Here is a 17,266-nt window from a genome sequence, read left to right on the forward strand (position 1 = left end):
CCAGCCAAAAAAGAACGTGGATCGAACGATCCACGAACAAACATGACGCTTTTATTTTGTTTCTCAACAATCTGAGAAGCCGGCTGGTTTATCCAGCCGGCTTCCCTTTTATCAATCCGGAATACCTAAGGCGATTTTTGCGTAACGGGACATTTTGTCTTTACTCCAAGGTGGATTCCAAACGATGTCCACGTCCACTTCACTGATTTCTCCGTATTCCTTCAAATCATTCATGGCGAAATTAATATCGTTAACGATTGTGCCTGCAAGTGGACAGCCCATTGCGGTCAGAGTCATTTCGATATTCGCCTGTCTGTCGTCATCGACTGTTACTGTATACACAAGTCCCAGGTTTACGATATCAATACCGAGCTCCGGATCAATTACATTTTCCAGTTCCGCCCAAACTCGTTCTTCCAATTCTCTTTTTTCTTCTGTTTCTGGCATGGAAGCTTCACCTCCTACTTTCTGTATTAACCTTATCAAAAATTGCGTTCCCCTGAAACCAATATGCTTGAATTTCATAGGAAGAATTAATAGCATGAAGCTGTTATAGGCAATCATTAATAGGGTAAGTGTAAAAAGCGTAAGCAAAGTTCTTGAATCTGTTCGTAAAAAAATATAGAATATGAATCGCTATAAGAAAGGAATGAGGAGTGCGTTGATGCTTTTTTGGCTTATTATTACTATAGTTGTTATTGTTCTCGTTATGATACCGGCATTTAAACGCTGGATGCCTGTTTTACGCGTTCCTTGTTCTTCCCTTCCTCAAAGTCAGGAGACCACGGCCCACATTCTGGACGTCCGTGAATACCAGGAATCAGACCGTAACCCGATAAACGGTGCATTCGCCCTTCCGTATCCGTATTTAAAAAGACATTTACAGACCGTACCGAAAAAAGAAGTATTTCTCGTAGCTCCTGATAAGGTTTCACGAAATCTCAGCACCCGGCTGCTGTTGAAAAACGGCTTTACCGTGACCGGCTACGCTGTAGTGCGAAGAGGCGAACAGGGCTATCCGCCAGTGAAACTCCCATGCAGCGGTTCATAATATTTACATAAAGCAGGCAGCCGGATTAGCGGCTGCCTGCTTTATGCTTCAGTCTTTTAAACCTTTTTTTCTTATAATTAAAAAACAGTCCAGGCTGTAGAGCCTGGACCGTTATTTACTGATATTTATCATTCTGTCTTACGAAAAACCGTTTAACGGACCGGTTCCAACAAGCGTTACTACGTCTTCATTAGCCACACCTGCATTGTCAAGTGCTTCCACCGATACGAGGCCGTACATGCTTCCTTTATCGGTTTCGAATGTTAAATGCTTCTTTTCGTTATTTTTTAAAGCATCTGTGAAGAAACGCTGATTATCGACTCCGTAGAGCTTCACTTCCCAATCCTCTCCGTTATCATCACGAACCTCTAATTCACCGTCCGTATAATGGAGCTGTTCCTTGTCATCTGTAAAAACTTCGTCTACTTTTAATTTTTTCATTGTCTAGTCCTCCTTCATCCGATTACGTCTACCTATACGAATGCCCGAATCTTTTCTCCCTAAAACATCATATTTTAAATCTTTTATAGAAATTGATGATCTTCTTCTCCGGAATTTTTCATAATTTTTACAAAACATGTACCCAATTTATTATTTTTATAGTAAACTTTTCTAACAAACTGTTCACGTCTTTATAACATCTTATGTACAGTTACATTATGGAAAGGAGTTGTTACATATGTCAGGTTTTATGAACAGCGTTGAAGAATTACTAACCACCATCAGCGGTATTGTGTGGGGCCCGCCATTTTTAATTCTTATTTTGGGAACAGGTATCTTTTTAACAGTTCGTTTAGGATTTTTGCAATTTTCTACTCTTCCTTATGCCTTAAAGCTTGCCTTTTCCAAGCAGGACAAAAAATCAGAGGGGGATATTTCCCATTTCCAATCGCTCATGACCGCTCTGGCAGCCACGGTTGGAACCGGTAACATCGCCGGTGTTGCTACAGCAGTAGTAATTGGCGGCCCTGGCGCAGTCTTCTGGATGTGGATCAGTGCGCTCTTCGGGATGGCTACAAAATACGGAGAAGCTATTCTGGCTGTTAAGTACCGGGTTCAGGATGAACGGGGCCGCATGGCCGGAGGGCCGATGTATTACATAGAAAAAGGGCTCGGATGGAAATGGTTGGCCGTCCTGTTTGCCGTATTTGCTGCGATTGCTGCATTTGGGATCGGCAACACCGTTCAATCCAACTCCGTTGCCGATGTGCTGGACTCCAACTGGAACGTGCCTACCTGGATCACTGGTGTTGTGCTCAGTATTTTAACCGGGGTTGTTATACTTGGCGGCATCAAATCCATTGGCCGGGTAGTTTCATTTATTGTACCAATTATGGCTGTCTTCTATGTCGTCGGTGGCCTGATTGTTATTTTTGGCAACCTGGATCTCGTTCCAGCCGCGGTCGGTTCAATCGTTTCCGATGCATTTACCGGTCAGGCTGCAGCCGGCGGGGCTGTAGGGGTTGTAATTCAGTACGGGGTGGCCCGCGGGGTTTTCTCCAACGAAGCAGGCCTTGGGTCTGCACCAATTGCAGCCGCCGCAGCCCGTACCGACTATCCGGGCCGGCAGGCTCTTGTCTCCATGACCCAGGTTTTTATTGATACAATCATTATCTGTTCCATTACCGGTATTTCTCTTGTGATGGGCCAAAGCTTTGTAAGTGGTGACTTAGACGGGGCACCGCTGACTGCCGCCACATTTGAACACTTTTTAGGACCGGCTGGAAGCATTATTGTTTCTGTAGGGCTGATTTTCTTCGCCTATTCTACTATTTTGGGCTGGTCCTACTACGGAGAACGCTGTATTTATTACCTTTTCAAAACGTATAAAGCTGTTTTTGCCTACCGCGTCATTTTCGTTATCGCTGTATTCTTTGGTGCTGTAGTCCAGTTCGGAATTGTCTGGTCGCTTGCAGACACGATGAACGGCTTGATGGCAGCTCCAAACCTAATCGCTCTTCTGGGGCTTTCCGGAGTCATCACCGCGGAAACGGTTCGCTTCCGCAAACGAATGAAGGAAGAAAAAAATGGCACAGCAACCTGGAACAAGTCATAATACAACTAAAGCATCTCGCGCGCCCGTTTCAGGCTCGCGAGATGCTTTTTATTTTCCAGGCACTTCATGCGTTAACGGCAGTCCATGGAGGCCCTGTAAAATATGGTCTGCAGTCATATCCGCCATACGCCGGCGTGTTTTTTCACTGGCACTGCCGATATGTGGGAGTGCCACAACGTTGGACAGGCTGAGAAGCGGATGGTCTGCACTAATAGGTTCGTTCTCAAAGACATCCAGACCGGCGCTGAAAATTTCTCCCTCCCGAAGCGCATTCACCAGTGCCTCCTCATCCACAGTTGTCCCTCTCGAGGTGTTAATAAATACAGCTGTTTTTTTCATTTTACGAAAAGCTTCCGCGTTGATCAGCTTTTCTGTTTCGGGTGTGGCTGGAGCGAGCACGCACATAAAGTCAGCCTCTCCCAAAAGTTCATCCAGCTCAGCGTATAAAGCACCAGTTCGCTCTTCTGCTTCCCGCTTCCGCGAGCGATTATGATAAAGTATGTTCATATCAAAACCACCAGCCCGCTTAGCCACAGCTTCTCCAATACGTCCCATGCCGATAATCCCAAGGGTGGCACCGTAAATATCCTGTCCCGTAAATGCAAACGGCGCCCAGGACCCCCATTCATTTTTCCGGATAGTATCCATGGCTTCCGGCAGCCTCCGAGCTGCGGCCATCAATAAAGCAAAGGTGAGATCCGCGGTTGTTTCTGTCAGTACACCCGGAGTGTGGGCCACTTTAACTTTCTGTTCTTCTGCCGCTTCCAGATCAATGTTATTATATCCCACTGCCATCGTCGCTATTACTTTCAACCGCGGTGCCTGTTCAATAACGTTTCTTGTCACAGGCTCCGATACGGTACAGAATAAACCGTCTGCTTCCGCTGTTCTCCGGACTAATTCCTCTTCCGGCACCGATTCGTTTTTATTCCATACATCCAGCGTAGCTTCCTTTTCAAGCTTTTCCAACAGCCAGTTGGGCATTGGCCTCGTAATAAAAACATGTGGTTTTGTCATTCTGAGCCTCTCCTTTGAAATAATATAGTGTGCCATTCATTCGTCTGTTTGTACCAGGCATCCGTATAATTTTTAACCCAAAATGCTTTTTTCACCCGCTCCACTGACCAGTCCACCAGTCCGGATACTACAACCTGCTGAGGAAGAACCTCTATGGAACCAGCCCGTTCGAGCCAGTGCACCGCAATATCCGCCCCAATATTGATGATGGCTATATCGTATGCTTCGTATGGAAAGACTGGGCCAACTACGTCCTGTTCGTATACCTTAATTCGATTTTCTACTCTGTTTAACGCTGCCTGCTGTTCTATCTCCCGCGTTACCGGCTCCATATCATAGGCATCCACCTGCATGCCTTTTTTTGCAAGAGCAATCGACAGCACCCCGCTTCCCGCGCCAATGTCTGCAGCCCTCAACCCTTCCGTACAGGTGACAATACATTCGAGAGCGTCCCTTGTGGTTTCATGGATGCCTGTCCCAAACGCTCCCTGCGGATCAAGACGTAATTCCCGTTCTCCCTGCTTTTCCTGAAACGGGGGATACACAAGTTCCCATCCGTCTGCCAGTCTGACGTTTTCGTAGGAAGACTCTTTCCACTCCGGTGGCTCCCAATCGTGCAAATCATGTGTGTGTACTTCAAGCATCCGGCTTAACTCTTTTTTAGAAACATTTTCCGTGTAAACATATAATCTGCTTTTTTCCCCACTGCTGAATTCGTATGTATATCCGTCTTCATCCTTCCTTGTCTCTATGGCTTCATCAATATAAAATGTATAAATATCATGCTCATAGAGCCTCAGGCTCCATGCTTCGTTATTCCCCGACGGGACTTCCAGTGAGTACCACATACCAGCTGCCTCCTTTTCGTAAAAATTATAGCAAAACTACTGTTTATACAACATCTATTTTTCCTGTCTCGTTTCTGTTTGTCTCCCGAGACGATGAAATTGGTATTTCTCCTTTGAAAAGCCTTTCTTTTTTTAAAAATGTTCTTTAATCTAGAGGAAGAGTGCTTACTCTATTACCTTATTGATACTAGTAGGAGGTCGACCTATCGATGGACTATCGCGTAGAAAAAGATACACTTGGAGACATGCACGTACCGAAAGACAAGCATTGGGGCGCGCAGACCCAGCGCAGCCTGGAAAACTTTAAAATCGGCCAGGAAACTATGCCGATCGACGTCGTATATGCGTTCGCCATTTTAAAACGTTCTGCGGCTCTTGCAAACAAACGCCTGGACAAGCTTGAAGCGGAAAAGGCCGACGCTATCGTCGAAGCGTGCGACGAGGTTCTTTCCGGGAAACTCGACGACCATTTTCCGCTCGTAGTCTGGCAGACCGGAAGCGGTACCCAGTCCAATATGAATATGAACGAAGTAGTGGCCCGCCGCGCTTCCCAGCTGCTTGAAGACAAAGGGTCTTCTCTGAGCGTGCATCCAAACGACGATGTCAACCGTTCCCAGAGCTCAAACGATACCTTTCCTACGGCGATGCACGTAGCTGCCGTGCAAAAGGTGGAAGATCAGCTTCTTCCTGCCGTGGAAGCGCTTCGTGCGACCCTGGAGAACAAAATGAATGCATTTGAAAATGTAATTAAAATTGGCCGCACGCATCTTCAGGATGCCACTCCGCTTACGCTCGGCCAGGAGGTCAGTGGCTGGCACCGGATGCTTGAGCGTTCAGCTGAAATGATTACAGAAAGCATTGATCACGTGAAAGACCTTGCAATCGGCGGAACAGCTGTCGGTACAGGCATTAATGCCCACCCAAAATTCGGTGAATATGTAGCCGAAGAAATTAGTGCCTATACCGGCAAATCCTTCCGCTCTGCCCCAAACAAGTTTCACGCCCTTACCAGCCACGATGAAATTTCATATGCGCACGGAGCATTAAAAGCCCTCGCAGCAGACGCCATGAAAATTGCAAACGACGTCCGCTGGCTTGCAAGCGGTCCCCGCTGTGGTATTGGCGAAATTTCCATACCTGCGAATGAACCGGGAAGCTCTATTATGCCTGGAAAGGTAAACCCAACCCAGAGTGAAGCATTGACTATGGTTTCAGCACAGGTAATGGGCAACGATGCTACGATCGGTTTTGCTGCCAGCCAGGGTAATTTTGAACTCAACGTGTTTAAGCCGGTTATTGTTTATAATTTCCTGCAGTCAAGCTACCTGCTCGCTGATGCGCTCGTTTCCTTTAATGATAAATGTGCAGTCGGCATTGAAGAAAATCAGGAACGCATTGATGCGCATCTCCGTAATTCTCTGATGCTCGTCACAGCGCTGAACCCTCACATTGGGTACGAAAACGCGGCTAAAATTGCCAAGTCCGCCCATGCTAACGGACAGACACTGAAGGAAGCCGTGCTTGAAAGCGGCATGTTAAATGAAGAAGAGTTTGAATTGATCGTCGATCCAGCGAAAATGGTTTCCCCAAGTGAATAAACAATGATAAACCAATAGCCTCCCAGGCCAATCACAGCCTGGGAGGCTATTATTATTTATCCGTGCGTTTTCCTTCTTCGTAATGATACAACGGCAGCCGGTGACTGATATAGTAGGCAGTGTACACACCAAGCACGGCCATGACTAGCCATATCCACGCATGGAGGCTGAATGAGGCGATACCGCTAAAATATGCCCCAATGTTGGCACCGAACGAGATACTTGCCCCGTATCCCATCAGCCCTCCCCCAATCAGGGCGATTAAAGCAACCCGAAGAGGGATCCTCGAAAACCGGATTTGTCGGTTCATGGCCAGAGTTACTACAGTGCCCAGGATGACACCGAAATTAATAATGCTCATGGAATCCATCAGCACCGATTGATGAAGGGCAACAAACTGATCCTGTTCAAACCAGTATGTCCATTCGCTCACGTTCATTCCAAGAGCCTGCACTATCTTCGATCCCCATAAGGAAAAAGAAGCTGTCAGCTTCCAGGGCTCCCCCTGCACGAGAAAGATGAGAGCATTTAATACTGCAAGAATAACAGCACCCACCCACAGCGGCCAGGAGCCGAAAATAATCCGGCTCCAGCTTGCGGCGGAAGGCAGCGGCGGGAGTGCCGGAGGCCTAGTTCGTTTTTTGTGCACATACGAGCCAAAAGCAATCATTCCGAGAAAAACAATTTGAATCGCCCACGCCCATATGTAACCGATTCCCGTATCCACCGCCAACGAGACTGGATCAAACGAAGGAAGAGAGGTGTTCCAAAAACCAAAATGGGCTGCCCCTGCCACTGCCCCCGTCATAAAGCCGGCCAACGTGCAAATTAAAGCAGTCCTGCCGCCCTCTGCTTCGTAAAATGAAGATGGGGCAAGGCCGCTGCCTATTTCCATGCCAAAGCCAAAAATGAACGCTCCTGCTATCAATCCAACACTCACAGCGGAAAGCGCCGGTATTGGGACTGTCCCAAACAAAGCCGGACTGATAATAAAAATAGCAGCTGAAAAAGTTGATACGAGAATAAGCATCAGCATGTGAGCCCGCAGCATTTCTGTATTGCCTTTTTCGATAATCTGCCGGTAGACTGCCGAAAAACCGAAGCGGGCGTGGAAAAGGGAAAATCCAAGAAAAAAACCAATCCAGAGCAGAATGACATACTGCCAGCCTGATATCTGGTAAGACACGAGGGAAAGCGCAAGAATGACCAATAAGCATACTATCGAAACAATATTTTGTGGATTATTTAAAACAGACGTTTCTGCCGCAGTGTTCATTTTTTTCATTAATTTCTCCTGACTGGACCTGTATTAGAACCCTATTCTTCTTTTCCCTTACCTTAATGATTCACACATCTTATAGAAAAAAACTCCCCGGCAGTGGCCGGAGAGTCCATGATTTACTTATAATAGAATTTAATACAGCTCGCTTAATGCGTCTTTGGTGAACGGCACCAGGTCATCCGTTCGGCCCTCCTGCATCTTTTTGGCCCATGCCGGATCCGTTAACAGCGGACGCCCAACTGCGACCAGGTCAAATTCATCGTTTTCGAGCCGGTTGACTAATTCCTGAATATCATCGTTTTCTGCTTTATCAAAGCTTGTGAAAACACCATTCAGCCCTACAGACCCTACCGTTACAGAAGGCTTACCGGTTAAATATTTCGTCCAGCCGGCAAGATTTAATGAAGAACCGTCAAATTCCGGCTCCCAGAAGCGGCGGGTTGAGCAGTGAAAGACGTCTACGCCTGCTTTAGACAGCGGCTCCAGGAACTGGGCCAGTTCGTCTGCCGTGTCTGCAAGCTTTGCTTCAAAGTCAGACATTTTCCACTGCGAAAACCGGAAGAAGATAGGGAAATCTTCACCTACAGCCCGGCGGCATGCTTCGATTACTTCAACGGCAAACCTTGTCCGTTCGACAAAATTTCCGCCGTACTGATCCGTACGCTTATTGGTCTGCTCCCAGAAAAACTGGTCAATCAGATATCCATGGGCGCCGTGGATTTCAATGCCATCAAAGCCAATACGCTTCGCCGCTGCTGCAGCGTCTGCATAAGCCTGCACCAGCTCATCAATTTCTTCCACTGTCAGCGGCTTTGATACAGCTTCCCCGCTTAAAGCTAAACCCGAAGGTCCAATCGGCATAGTCTCAGAGTTCGGCTCTGCTCCTACCGGTCGTGTTATGCCTACGTGCCAGAGCTGGGGAATGATTTTTCCTCCTGCTTCATGCACTGCCTCTACCACCCTTTCCCATCCTTCGAGGGCTTTTTCACCGTAAAAGGCCGGTACACCCGGGTCTTCCACACTCGCAGGGTGATTAATACCGGTTCCTTCTGTCACAATCAGTCCTACATTATTTTCAGCCCGGCGCCGGTAATAGGCTACCACGTCTTCGTTTGGTACGCCTCCCGGCGAAAATCCTCTTGTCATCGGCGCCATTACTGTTCTGTTTTCAAGATGCAGATCTTTTATTTGAAAGGGTTCAAATAAAGGAGCTGCCGCTTGCTGGTTAGATATTTCCTCTGTCATTATTACGACTTCCTTTCTCCTGCCACAAATTATAAGTAGTATCCAAAAATCAGTATGCACGCATCATTTTCCCAAACGCAACTTATCCGCTCAAGGACGATACTTTTTTGGTGTTAATTTCCACGAATCCGTTTGCAGTCTCCTGAAAAGTGGTATTCTGTACTAGAATACTTACATAGGCCCAAATACCTTAAGGAGGACATATCATGTCAGATAAAGCGACAAAAATCATTCAGGAATCGCTCGATGCACTGATGCAGGATGAGAGCTTTCTGCCCGATTACGAAGGCCAGGCTCGTGAAACGGCCTTTTCCTCTCTTATTTCCATCCTTTCTACCCCCAACCATGTACACAAATCGTTTCTTCGTGTTCCTCTTCAAAACGGCGAAGTAGTACGTTTGGAGGCGTACCGTGTCCAGCACAACGACACTATGGGGCCTTACAAAGGCGGTATCCGTTTTCACGAAAGCGTCGATGAAGACGAAGTATCCTCCCTTGCTTCTCTTATGACTATTAAAAATGCCCTCCATGACGTACCATTTGGCGGTGGCAAGGGCGGCATCAGTATTAATCCAAAGGAGTTCAGCAAAAAGGAATTAAACCTCGTTTGCAAAAAATACGTGCAGTACTTCAACGATGTAATTGGGCCGGATAAAGATATCCCCGCTCCCGACGCCGGCTCAGGCGCCAGGGAGATGGACTGGATGATGGCTGAATACAAAAATATTAACCCGGGCATTCCTTACCGTGGAAGCTTCACAGGAAAAAGTGTTAAAAACAGCGGTTCCCTTGGCAGAAGAGAAGCCACCGGGAAAGGAGTTTATTTCACTTTACGATACCTGCTGCATGACTTTCTGAAAAACCGGCGCGACGAATTCCAGACTTCGGAAAATAAATTTTTCAAAACTGCGCTTGAATTTTACGGGCGGTCGCTTTCCATCGCTGTACAGGGCTTCGGAAATGTAGGCTCGGTCACCGCGATGCAGGCATATAACTGCGACTACCTTGATACGAAAGTCGTATCTGTAAGTGACCAGAACGTCACTCTTTACAATGAAGACGGACTCGACGTACCTGCTCTGCTCGATTTTTCCAACGATCATGATGGCGATCTTCCCACCACTGATGAGGAAATCCATGAACTTGGCATTAGCGCTGATGTGCGGGACCGTGACGATGTTCTTTATCTCGAAGTAGATGCTTTATTTTTCGCCGCTCTCGGTGGTGTCATTCATAAAGACAATGTGCAGGATGTTAAAGCCTCTATTCTTATAGAAGGCGCCAACTCTCCTATTACCACCGAAGCCGATGCCATTTTAGCTGAACAGGGTGTCGTCATCATCCCTGACATCCTTGCCAACGCCGGCGGTGTTATCGTATCTTATTCCGAATGGCTGCAGGGACGGGAAACGCTGTATTATTCTGAAGAACAGGTTACAAAGATTTTATACGACAAAATGAAAGAAACGATGGACCGCGTTCTGCCGGAATTTTTCGGCGACCCATTTGCTCTTCGCCAGAACTGCTATATTCATTCCATCATGTCACTCTGTACGATGCTTCATATTCGCGGAAAATTATATTAACACCAGTCTTATATAAACAAAAAGCCCCGGCCTCCAACGCAGTTGGAAAGGCCGGGGCTCTTTTTTCAGTCAGCATTAGCTGCCCAGTTTTTGCACGAATTCTTTAGCTACGGCTTCTGTCGATTGCGGATTTTGGCCGGTAATCAGGAAGCCATCGGCTTCCACGTGTTCGGTCCAGTTTGGTGCCGTAACGAATTCGGCTCCAAGCTCACGCAGACGGCTCTCAAGCAGGAACGGCATGTGAGCCGTGAGTCCTGTATCTTCTTCCTCCGCGTCTGTGAAAGCATTTACCCTTTTGCCGGAAACAAGCGGTTCTCCGTTTGAAAGAGTAACGTTAACCAGCGCCGCCGGTCCGTGGCAGACCGAAGCCACGTATTTGTCCGCTTCATAAAATTCACGGATCAGATCCTGGACTTTTTGGCTTTCCGGCAGGTCAAACATCGCTCCGTGCCCTCCAGGAATAAAAATGGCATCAAAATCCGAAGCAGAAACAGTATCCACCTTCACTGTTTCTTCAAGATATTTTTCTGCATCAAGAATTTCCTGGCGCGTTTCCTGCTGCACGCTTCCTTCATCAATTGGCGGCTTACCGCCGTCTACACTTGCGATAGTAACGTTGTAGCCTTTGTTTTGAAATTCAATATATGCTTCCGCAAATTCGGAAAGCCATATGCCTGTTTTTGCTTCATTGTTCACTTTGGAATGACTTGTTACAACCATTAAAACGTTTTTTGCCATGACGATGGTCACCCTTTCCACAATTACTTTCTGATTTAGCACAAAGGAATGTAAAGACGCTTTTCCTCTCTCATCTTTTCAAACATCCTTTAAGCTGTTGCAGAACCTATTCTAACTATATCCGGCAGCCATGCAAAGTAAACTGCTCACGCTCAACCATTCCACTGTAGCAGCTGGGTTCCTGTTAAAAAGATAACCGCGATCCCCATCCAGATGAGAAGTAAAGGAAAATTTTCCTTCAAACAAAAAAAAGCGCACTGCCGAAGCAGCACGCTTTTGGTTTATTCCGAAGGGCGTTCGCGGAGTTCTTCCCCGTTCTTTCCTTCATAGCGGCGCCCCCACCCGGTAATCGCTGCAAGCAGCATGATTAAGACGAGAAACCACCCCTGAAAGACGAAAGGAAATACTGCAGTAGGCTCGACCACCGGCAGCCAGTTGTACTGCTCCTGCATCGTCTGGATCGTAGACCAGCCAAGAAGCACCGGAGCTCCCCACGGGAAAATGTAGCCGAGTGCCGATGTTACCGCATCAAGCAGGTTCGCCCGGCGGTAACGGTGAATCCCGTACTTTTCCCCGATATCCCGGACAAACGGAGCCGCTGCAATTTCTGCAGCCGTGTTAATGGTAATGGAACTGTTCAACAGAGCTACAATTCCCCACATCGACAGCTCTGCCCGGCGTACAGAATTTTTAATCCAGCGAACCAGGCCGTTGGTAATCGCCTGCATAGTTCCGCCGAGTCTCATCAAATAAGCTGCAGCCACAATTAATAATATCAAAATAGCCATATTCACATACCCGGTGATACCATCGATTAACGCCCCTTCGACTACCGCATCTGCTTCAGGGTTAAAACGAATAATATCCGAAAATGCACCCAGACCGGAAATGACGATTAATGGAATGGCAGATACAATTCCCCATGTTAATGAAGTAATTAAATGCTGGCCGGATAATGCCAATATAAGCACGAGCAGAAACGGAAGAAGCATGATCAGACCACCCGGCGAAACGTCTTCCACTACGTTTGCAGAAGAAACGCCGGAGACTGCACCGCCGTCTCCTCCGCCGAAGACTGCAAACAATACTGCACTTGGAATGGCTGCAGCGATCGCGTACTTGAACCGGCTTCTTACTACACCCGGCACATCTGCATTCTGCGTCGTTGCGGAAACGATTGTCGTATCAGAAACCGGCGCAAGATTGTCGCCAAATACTGCACCGGCAAGTATCGCAGCAAACAGCAGTACCGGATCTGCCCCTGTAGCTACGCCGGCTGGAAACATCAGTGTACAAAACGCCACGGTCGTACCGTAGCCGGTGCCGACTGCTGTAGAAAAGACTGCAGCAAGCAGAAATGTTACTGCGGTGAACAGGCCGCCTGTTACACCTGTTGCTATCCCTGTCCAGACAAGCCCTTCTACCAAACCGCCTACCTGGAGCACCTGTGCAAACATCCCCGCATAAAACCAGGCCACCATGGCGATGACGCCAATCGGCTGCGCCAGACCGTCAAACAGGCCCTGTGCGTAGTCCGCCCACCGGCTTTTACAAAACAGCATGCCAAGGGTCAGTCCGATGACTGCCCCCAGTACCAGCCCAATCTCAGAGGAAAGCTGAAGAACACTGGTAGTAATCGCCCAGACTACGAAAAACAATAACGGCACTGCAGCTCCAAAAGCCCCAAGCCTGAAATCCAAATTTTCGATAGATTTTGCCCCTACGGCTCTCTCTAACTTTTCTTCTTGTTCTGCCATGTGGAAAACTCCTATGTATAATATTTATTCAGCACGAAAACCATTCTACCATTCCTGTGCCTGTTTGTAATGGACAAACGTACGCCTTGAAAAGAATTTTGCAAATAATAATAAAGCTGCCCGCAAAAATGGCAGCTTTTTAACAGTATTTTATTAAGGCACGTTTATTTTACGACAAGCACAGGGTGCCGGATCTGCTCCACAATTTTTCTGCTGACGCTGCCAATAACCATTTTCTGCAACGGATTCAGTCCTCTGCTTCCCACAACAACACAATCAAATTCGTATTCGTTGGCATATTCACTAATAGCCGCTGCCGGATCCCCGTGGAGCACTACTTTTTCTGCTCTTATTCCTTCTGCGATGAGTCGTTCGACCGCCGGCTGCAGAATTACTTCTTCATTCTGCTGCTGAATGTATAATTCATGCTCACTCAGCCTGCTCGATTTCGGCTGCGAAGAGGTAGTCGCGTAGACGACCTCCACATAGACTTCGGAAAGCTCCGGCGCAATGCTTTCAATTGCTTTTTCCACCGCACGGGCAGAGTGATCGGAACCGTCTACTGCAATTAACAGTCGTTTAAACATACAAGCATCCCCCTGTTACTTTGCTCTCAATTTCATGCTTTTAAATTACTGTTCCCGATTTTCAGCCAGTTTATACGGCATTTGTCCTGTAATACTGGCTAAATTTATTCACATCCATGCTTTATTTATTCTTTCACTTTAACATACCATATTTTTACGTATGAATATTGATACTGCTTTTCTCCTGCCCATATTTTCATGATATGGTAGAGAAAACACTACAGAGAGGGAGTTTCATGTGGGGTATGTAGAAAACCTAAGGCGGCTCGTTGGAAAAGAAACAGTGATTCTCGTGGGAGCTGTTGTTATTGCAGAAAACGATGAAGGCGGTATTTTACTGCAGGAAAGAACCAATCCCCCGGGCAGCTGGAGCTTTCCCGGAGGCTTAATGGAGCTCGGGGAGGCTGCCGAAGAAACAGCAGTCCGTGAGACCCTGGAAGAAACAGGTCTTCACGCCCACGGCCTCCGACTGTTTAATGTTTACTCCGGTGAGGGTACGTTTGTGATTGCACCGAACGGTGACCCTTTTTACTGTGTGATTATTGCCTACACCGCTGATCATTTGGAAGGTACTATTCAACCCGATCCCAACGAGTCAGCCTCGGTGGCTTTTTTGGATCCTGCAGCTCTCCCTGAAACAATCGTAGACGGCCAGCAAACGGTTATGAAGGAGTATCTGCGCAGCAGGCATTCAATTGATATGTAAAGAAGCACGCCTTTTCCGGCTGGAAGAGACGTGCTTTTAAATACTGTTGTACAGGGCTTCTGCAGTATTTATCCCGTTTTGAATGCAGGCGCCGATACCAACTCCGTAATACGAAGCACCAGCCACGTAAACGCCTGGAAACTTTTCTTTCAGCAGCCTCTCAAGCTCTCCGACAGCTGACTGGTGCCCGATGTGATAATTTGGCATCAGCTGTTCCCAGTCTGTTACTTCCAGCCTTACCGGCTCCTGTTCAATATGAAGGCTTTCCTTAAGGTCATTTAGCGCTGTCTGCTTTATCTGCTCTTCTCCTCCTTCCTGCATTCGTTGATACGCAGGCTTGGAGCTTTTGTAAAATAAACGCACCAGCACATTTTCGCCTTTCGAGGTATGAATCCATTTCCGGTTGCTCCATGTGCATGCATTACATTCAAGATCGCTGTTCTCAGAAACGATAAATCCCGTCCCGTCCCGCGGCAGACTGTCCGGCAGCAGGGAAAAACCAGCATACACACTTAAAAGAGACGAACTCTGGAACTCGTTAAATATTTTTGTCATCTCTTCATCCTGCAGTATACGTGCTGCAGTCCGATGCGGTGCAGCTATAACTACGGCATCTGTCTCTAGGCTTCCTCCGTTGTCGAGCTTCACCTGATACGCTTCATCTTTCTTTTTAATGTGCTCCACCTGCCGTCCAAACAACACCTCTGTTTCGGTTAATTTCGAAAGCAGCGCCTCCGGCAGCGAAGACAAACCATTCCGGAAGGAAATGAATTTTTTCCCTCCCCCCGCTCCGAACGTTTTTTTGTTTTTTGCAATCCCCCGCATAATACTTCCAAAATCGTTTTTATAATCCACGAGGTACGGAAGGGTCGATGCCATGGTAAGTGAGTAAATATCCCCCGAGTACACGCCGGACAAAACCGGTGCAATTTGATTTTTCACCAGTTCACGACCCAGGAAGGATTCGAGGAACTCCCCCACTGAGCTTTCTTTCGTGAAGTTCTTATTCTTTTTTACGTAATCTCCAAGTGCCTGAACCTTTCCTTTCCAGGAAATAAGCGGACTTTTTAAAAGCGACCCTGGTCCCGATGGAATACCAAAGACTGCATCCTTCGGGAGCGGATAAAGCTGATCTTTTACATACAGGTAAGACACCCCGGTGCTGTTATACACCATTTCTTTTTCGAGTCCCACTTCTTTGACTAACGGAAGCACTGCGCTGTGCCTTGCTACAACAGAATCAGCCCCGGTTTCCATAATAAAATCTTCATGATGGACGGTTCGTATTTTACCGCCTGCTTTTTCTTCTTTTTCCACAAGCGTCAATTCAATATTGCTGCCGCTTTCCAATTTCCATTTCTGCAGGTAATACAGAATGGTAAGCCCTGTAATTCCCCCGCCTACTACGGTAATACGTTTCATTCGTCTTCCTCTTTTCTGCATTCTAACAATTTTTTGCTATATCTAAAATTATGCCGCCGTTCTTTATTTGATGCAAATATATATAATAATTTCATGCATTCGTTTACAAATGTTTACAAAGAGACAGGAACAGGTAATGGTATCAAGCCGAGACCTGCTATTTTTGAAAGGAGAAATGACTATGGGAAAATTAAACGGAAAAACAGCTGTTATAACTGGAGCGGCAAACGGAATTGGAAAGGCTACAGCTGCGGTGTTTGCAGAAGAAGGAGCAGAAGTTATTTGCGCTGATGTGAATGAAAATGATTTGCTTGAGACTGTCTCCTCCATCAGCAATAATAACGGCAGAGCTGCTTCTGTTAAGCTTGACGTTTCAAGCGAATCAAGTGTTCAGGAGTTTGCCAAACATATGAAAAGAAGCTATGGTACTATCGATATTTTGTTCAATAATGCCGGTATGGATCAGGAGGGCGGCAAACTTCATGAGTACCCGGTCGAATTATTCGACCAGATTATGAGTGTTGACCTCCGTGGAACCTTTTTAGTAAGCAAATATTTAATCCCATTAATGCTTGAAGACGGCGGATCTATTATTAATGTCTCTTCCATGTCCGGACTTGCTGCCGACCTGGACCGTTCAGGCTATAACGCTGCCAAAGGCGGTATCACAAACATGACAAAGGCAATGGCAATTGATTACGGCCGGAATAAAATCAGGGTAAACGCCCTCGCCCCCGGGACTATTGAAACTCCGTTGATTGATGATCTTGCCGGAAGCCAGGAGGAAGAAAGCGGGCGGCAATTCCGTGAGGCACAAAAATGGGTGACGCCGATGGGACGACTTGGTGATCCCCGGGAAATGGCTACGGTAGCTCTTTTTCTTGCCTCCGATGACAGCTCTTTTGTTACCGGTGAAACTATTTTGGCTGATGGCGGGTTAATGGCTTACACCTGGCCGGGAAAAATGCTGTTTGAACAAGGGTGGAAAGAAAGCACCGAATAACTCCTCATAACTAAGAGCCGTTTTACGTCCCGGGACATAAAACGGCTCTTACCTTTTTTTATTTAATCTATTTTTTATAAAGCTGTATGTTTTAGCTTTAAGCTTCATCGTACGTATATCGCACCACATATTTATTGGAGCGCAGCTTTCTTATTTCTACGAGCGGTCCTAGTTCGTATCCGTTGTGCCAGTTTTCTTCAAGCTTTGCTTTGAGGCAGCCGGCCTGAAATTTTGAATGAAAGGTTTTTTTCCAGTATATCCAACGCGGTTTGGTTTCCTGCACTAGAATTTCTACTCCTTTATCATATATTTAAGTTTGCTTTTTCTCTACATATTGTACTCCCAATTGTTTTATTTGTTAAGTACAATG

17 protein-coding genes are annotated in these 17,266 nt (G+C 46.8%); 6 read left to right on the forward strand and 11 right to left on the reverse strand.

Annotated features, from left to right (window positions below; translation table 11 throughout):
• Nucleotides 1–111 precede the first annotated feature (111 nt).
• The gene (locus ACTRXF_RS11295; protein ID WP_022794038.1) at nt 112–447 is read right to left on the reverse strand and encodes a metal-sulfur cluster assembly factor; all 336 of its coding nucleotides are present in this window, start codon (nt 445–447) and stop codon (nt 112–114) included.
• A 217-nt stretch (nt 448–664) separates the two neighbouring features.
• On the opposite strand from ACTRXF_RS11295, the gene ACTRXF_RS11300 reads away from it, so the two are divergent.
• Entirely contained in the window at nt 665–1,051 is a 387-nt protein-coding gene (locus ACTRXF_RS11300; protein ID WP_474262071.1) for a sulfurtransferase, read from the forward strand.
• A 138-nt stretch (nt 1,052–1,189) separates the two neighbouring features.
• Here ACTRXF_RS11300 and ACTRXF_RS11305 read toward each other — a convergent pair whose 3' ends face one another.
• Nucleotides 1,190–1,492, reverse strand: a complete 303-nt coding sequence (locus ACTRXF_RS11305; protein WP_322527282.1) for a hypothetical protein — start codon at nt 1,490–1,492, stop codon at nt 1,190–1,192.
• 250 nt (nt 1,493–1,742) lie between these two features.
• On the opposite strand from ACTRXF_RS11305, the gene ACTRXF_RS11310 reads away from it, so the two are divergent.
• Entirely contained in the window at nt 1,743–3,107 is a 1,365-nt protein-coding gene (locus ACTRXF_RS11310) for an alanine/glycine:cation symporter family protein (protein ID WP_474262077.1), read from the forward strand.
• A 48-nt stretch (nt 3,108–3,155) separates the two neighbouring features.
• Here ACTRXF_RS11310 and ACTRXF_RS11315 read toward each other — a convergent pair whose 3' ends face one another.
• Both ACTRXF_RS11315 and ACTRXF_RS11320 read right to left on the reverse strand, forming a co-directional pair.
• Complete coding sequence (locus ACTRXF_RS11315; RefSeq protein WP_474262070.1) at nt 3,156–4,124, reverse strand: 2-hydroxyacid dehydrogenase; 969 nt, start codon at nt 4,122–4,124, stop codon at nt 3,156–3,158.
• A complete protein-coding gene (locus ACTRXF_RS11320; RefSeq protein WP_474262069.1) occupies nt 4,121–4,972 on the reverse strand; it encodes a 50S ribosomal protein L11 methyltransferase in 852 nt (283 codons plus the stop codon). Before ACTRXF_RS11320 ends, ACTRXF_RS11315 begins: the two co-directional genes overlap by 4 nt.
• Before the next feature lie 209 nt (nt 4,973–5,181).
• On the opposite strand from ACTRXF_RS11320, the gene fumC reads away from it, so the two are divergent.
• Nucleotides 5,182–6,570 carry a class II fumarate hydratase gene (fumC, locus tag ACTRXF_RS11325; RefSeq protein ID WP_474262068.1) on the forward strand — a complete coding sequence of 463 codons (1,389 nt, stop codon included), beginning with the start codon at nt 5,182–5,184 and terminating at the stop codon, nt 6,568–6,570.
• Between the two features lie 52 nt (nt 6,571–6,622).
• Here the strand turns inward: fumC and ACTRXF_RS11330 are convergent, their stop codons facing one another.
• The gene (locus ACTRXF_RS11330; RefSeq protein WP_474262067.1) at nt 6,623–7,855 is read right to left on the reverse strand and encodes a YeeE/YedE family protein; all 1,233 of its coding nucleotides are present in this window, start codon (nt 7,853–7,855) and stop codon (nt 6,623–6,625) included.
• 129 nt (nt 7,856–7,984) lie between these two features.
• Entirely contained in the window at nt 7,985–9,097 is a 1,113-nt protein-coding gene (locus tag ACTRXF_RS11335) for an NADH:flavin oxidoreductase (RefSeq protein WP_474279146.1), read from the reverse strand.
• Between the two features lie 206 nt (nt 9,098–9,303).
• Between ACTRXF_RS11335 and ACTRXF_RS11340 the strand changes: the two genes are divergently transcribed.
• Nucleotides 9,304–10,683 (forward strand): Glu/Leu/Phe/Val family dehydrogenase, encoded by a 1,380-nt coding sequence (locus ACTRXF_RS11340; RefSeq protein WP_474279149.1) that lies wholly within the window; start codon nt 9,304–9,306, stop codon nt 10,681–10,683.
• Nucleotides 10,684–10,758: 75 nt separating this feature from the next.
• Here the strand turns inward: ACTRXF_RS11340 and ACTRXF_RS11345 are convergent, their stop codons facing one another.
• The 3 genes from ACTRXF_RS11345 to ACTRXF_RS11355 form a co-directional block, all read right to left on the reverse strand.
• Nucleotides 10,759–11,421, reverse strand: a complete 663-nt coding sequence (locus ACTRXF_RS11345) for a type 1 glutamine amidotransferase domain-containing protein (protein ID WP_474279151.1) — start codon at nt 11,419–11,421, stop codon at nt 10,759–10,761.
• 281 nt (nt 11,422–11,702) lie between these two features.
• Complete coding sequence (locus tag ACTRXF_RS11350; RefSeq protein ID WP_474279153.1) at nt 11,703–13,178, reverse strand: Na+/H+ antiporter NhaC family protein; 1,476 nt, start codon at nt 13,176–13,178, stop codon at nt 11,703–11,705.
• A gap of 164 nt (nt 13,179–13,342) precedes the next feature.
• Nucleotides 13,343–13,765: a universal stress protein gene (locus ACTRXF_RS11355; protein ID WP_474279155.1), complete on the reverse strand. Its 423-nt coding sequence runs from the start codon at nt 13,763–13,765 to the stop codon at nt 13,343–13,345.
• A 238-nt stretch (nt 13,766–14,003) separates the two neighbouring features.
• Here ACTRXF_RS11355 and ACTRXF_RS11360 point away from each other — a divergent pair, with 238 nt between their 5' ends.
• A complete protein-coding gene (locus tag ACTRXF_RS11360) occupies nt 14,004–14,471 on the forward strand; it encodes an NUDIX hydrolase (RefSeq protein ID WP_474279157.1) in 468 nt (155 codons plus the stop codon).
• Nucleotides 14,472–14,507: 36 nt separating this feature from the next.
• On the opposite strand, the gene hemG is transcribed toward ACTRXF_RS11360, so the two are convergent.
• Nucleotides 14,508–15,893 carry a protoporphyrinogen oxidase gene (hemG, locus tag ACTRXF_RS11365; protein WP_474279159.1) on the reverse strand — a complete coding sequence of 462 codons (1,386 nt, stop codon included), beginning with the start codon at nt 15,891–15,893 and terminating at the stop codon, nt 14,508–14,510.
• Between the two features lie 181 nt (nt 15,894–16,074).
• On the opposite strand from hemG, the gene ACTRXF_RS11370 reads away from it, so the two are divergent.
• Nucleotides 16,075–16,896, forward strand: a complete 822-nt coding sequence (locus ACTRXF_RS11370) for an SDR family oxidoreductase (protein ID WP_474279161.1) — start codon at nt 16,075–16,077, stop codon at nt 16,894–16,896.
• 97 nt (nt 16,897–16,993) lie between these two features.
• Here ACTRXF_RS11370 and ACTRXF_RS11375 read toward each other — a convergent pair whose 3' ends face one another.
• Entirely contained in the window at nt 16,994–17,179 is a 186-nt protein-coding gene (locus ACTRXF_RS11375; protein WP_022795241.1) for a hypothetical protein, read from the reverse strand.
• Nucleotides 17,180–17,266 lie beyond the last annotated feature (87 nt).

Source organism: Marinococcus sp. LNHM3E3-2.2 (assembly GCF_056034385.1).

What these genes read in the sequence shown, in the direction of transcription:
- ACTRXF_RS11370 (WP_474279161.1), top strand. Translation starts at nt 16,075, where the DNA reads ATGGGAAAATTAAACGGAAAAACAGCTGTTATAACTGGAGCGGCAAAC.
- fumC (WP_474262068.1), top strand. Translation starts at nt 5,182, where the DNA reads ATGGACTATCGCGTAGAAAAAGATACACTTGGAGACATGCACGTACCG.
- ACTRXF_RS11330 (WP_474262067.1), bottom strand. Translation starts at nt 7,855, where the DNA reads ATGAAAAAAATGAACACTGCGGCAGAAACGTCTGTTTTAAATAATCCA.
- ACTRXF_RS11340 (WP_474279149.1), top strand. Translation starts at nt 9,304, where the DNA reads ATGTCAGATAAAGCGACAAAAATCATTCAGGAATCGCTCGATGCACTG.
- ACTRXF_RS11320 (WP_474262069.1), bottom strand. Translation starts at nt 4,972, where the DNA reads ATGTGGTACTCACTGGAAGTCCCGTCGGGGAATAACGAAGCATGGAGC.
- hemG (WP_474279159.1), bottom strand. Translation starts at nt 15,893, where the DNA reads ATGAAACGTATTACCGTAGTAGGCGGGGGAATTACAGGGCTTACCATT.
- ACTRXF_RS11350 (WP_474279153.1), bottom strand. Translation starts at nt 13,178, where the DNA reads ATGGCAGAACAAGAAGAAAAGTTAGAGAGAGCCGTAGGGGCAAAATCT.
- ACTRXF_RS11305 (WP_322527282.1), bottom strand. Translation starts at nt 1,492, where the DNA reads ATGAAAAAATTAAAAGTAGACGAAGTTTTTACAGATGACAAGGAACAG.
- ACTRXF_RS11345 (WP_474279151.1), bottom strand. Translation starts at nt 11,421, where the DNA reads ATGGCAAAAAACGTTTTAATGGTTGTAACAAGTCATTCCAAAGTGAAC.
- ACTRXF_RS11310 (WP_474262077.1), top strand. Translation starts at nt 1,743, where the DNA reads ATGAACAGCGTTGAAGAATTACTAACCACCATCAGCGGTATTGTGTGG.
- ACTRXF_RS11300 (WP_474262071.1), top strand. Translation starts at nt 665, where the DNA reads ATGCTTTTTTGGCTTATTATTACTATAGTTGTTATTGTTCTCGTTATG.
- ACTRXF_RS11315 (WP_474262070.1), bottom strand. Translation starts at nt 4,124, where the DNA reads ATGACAAAACCACATGTTTTTATTACGAGGCCAATGCCCAACTGGCTG.
- ACTRXF_RS11335 (WP_474279146.1), bottom strand. Translation starts at nt 9,097, where the DNA reads ATGACAGAGGAAATATCTAACCAGCAAGCGGCAGCTCCTTTATTTGAA.
- ACTRXF_RS11355 (WP_474279155.1), bottom strand. Translation starts at nt 13,765, where the DNA reads ATGTTTAAACGACTGTTAATTGCAGTAGACGGTTCCGATCACTCTGCC.
- ACTRXF_RS11295 (WP_022794038.1), bottom strand. Translation starts at nt 447, where the DNA reads ATGCCAGAAACAGAAGAAAAAAGAGAATTGGAAGAACGAGTTTGGGCG.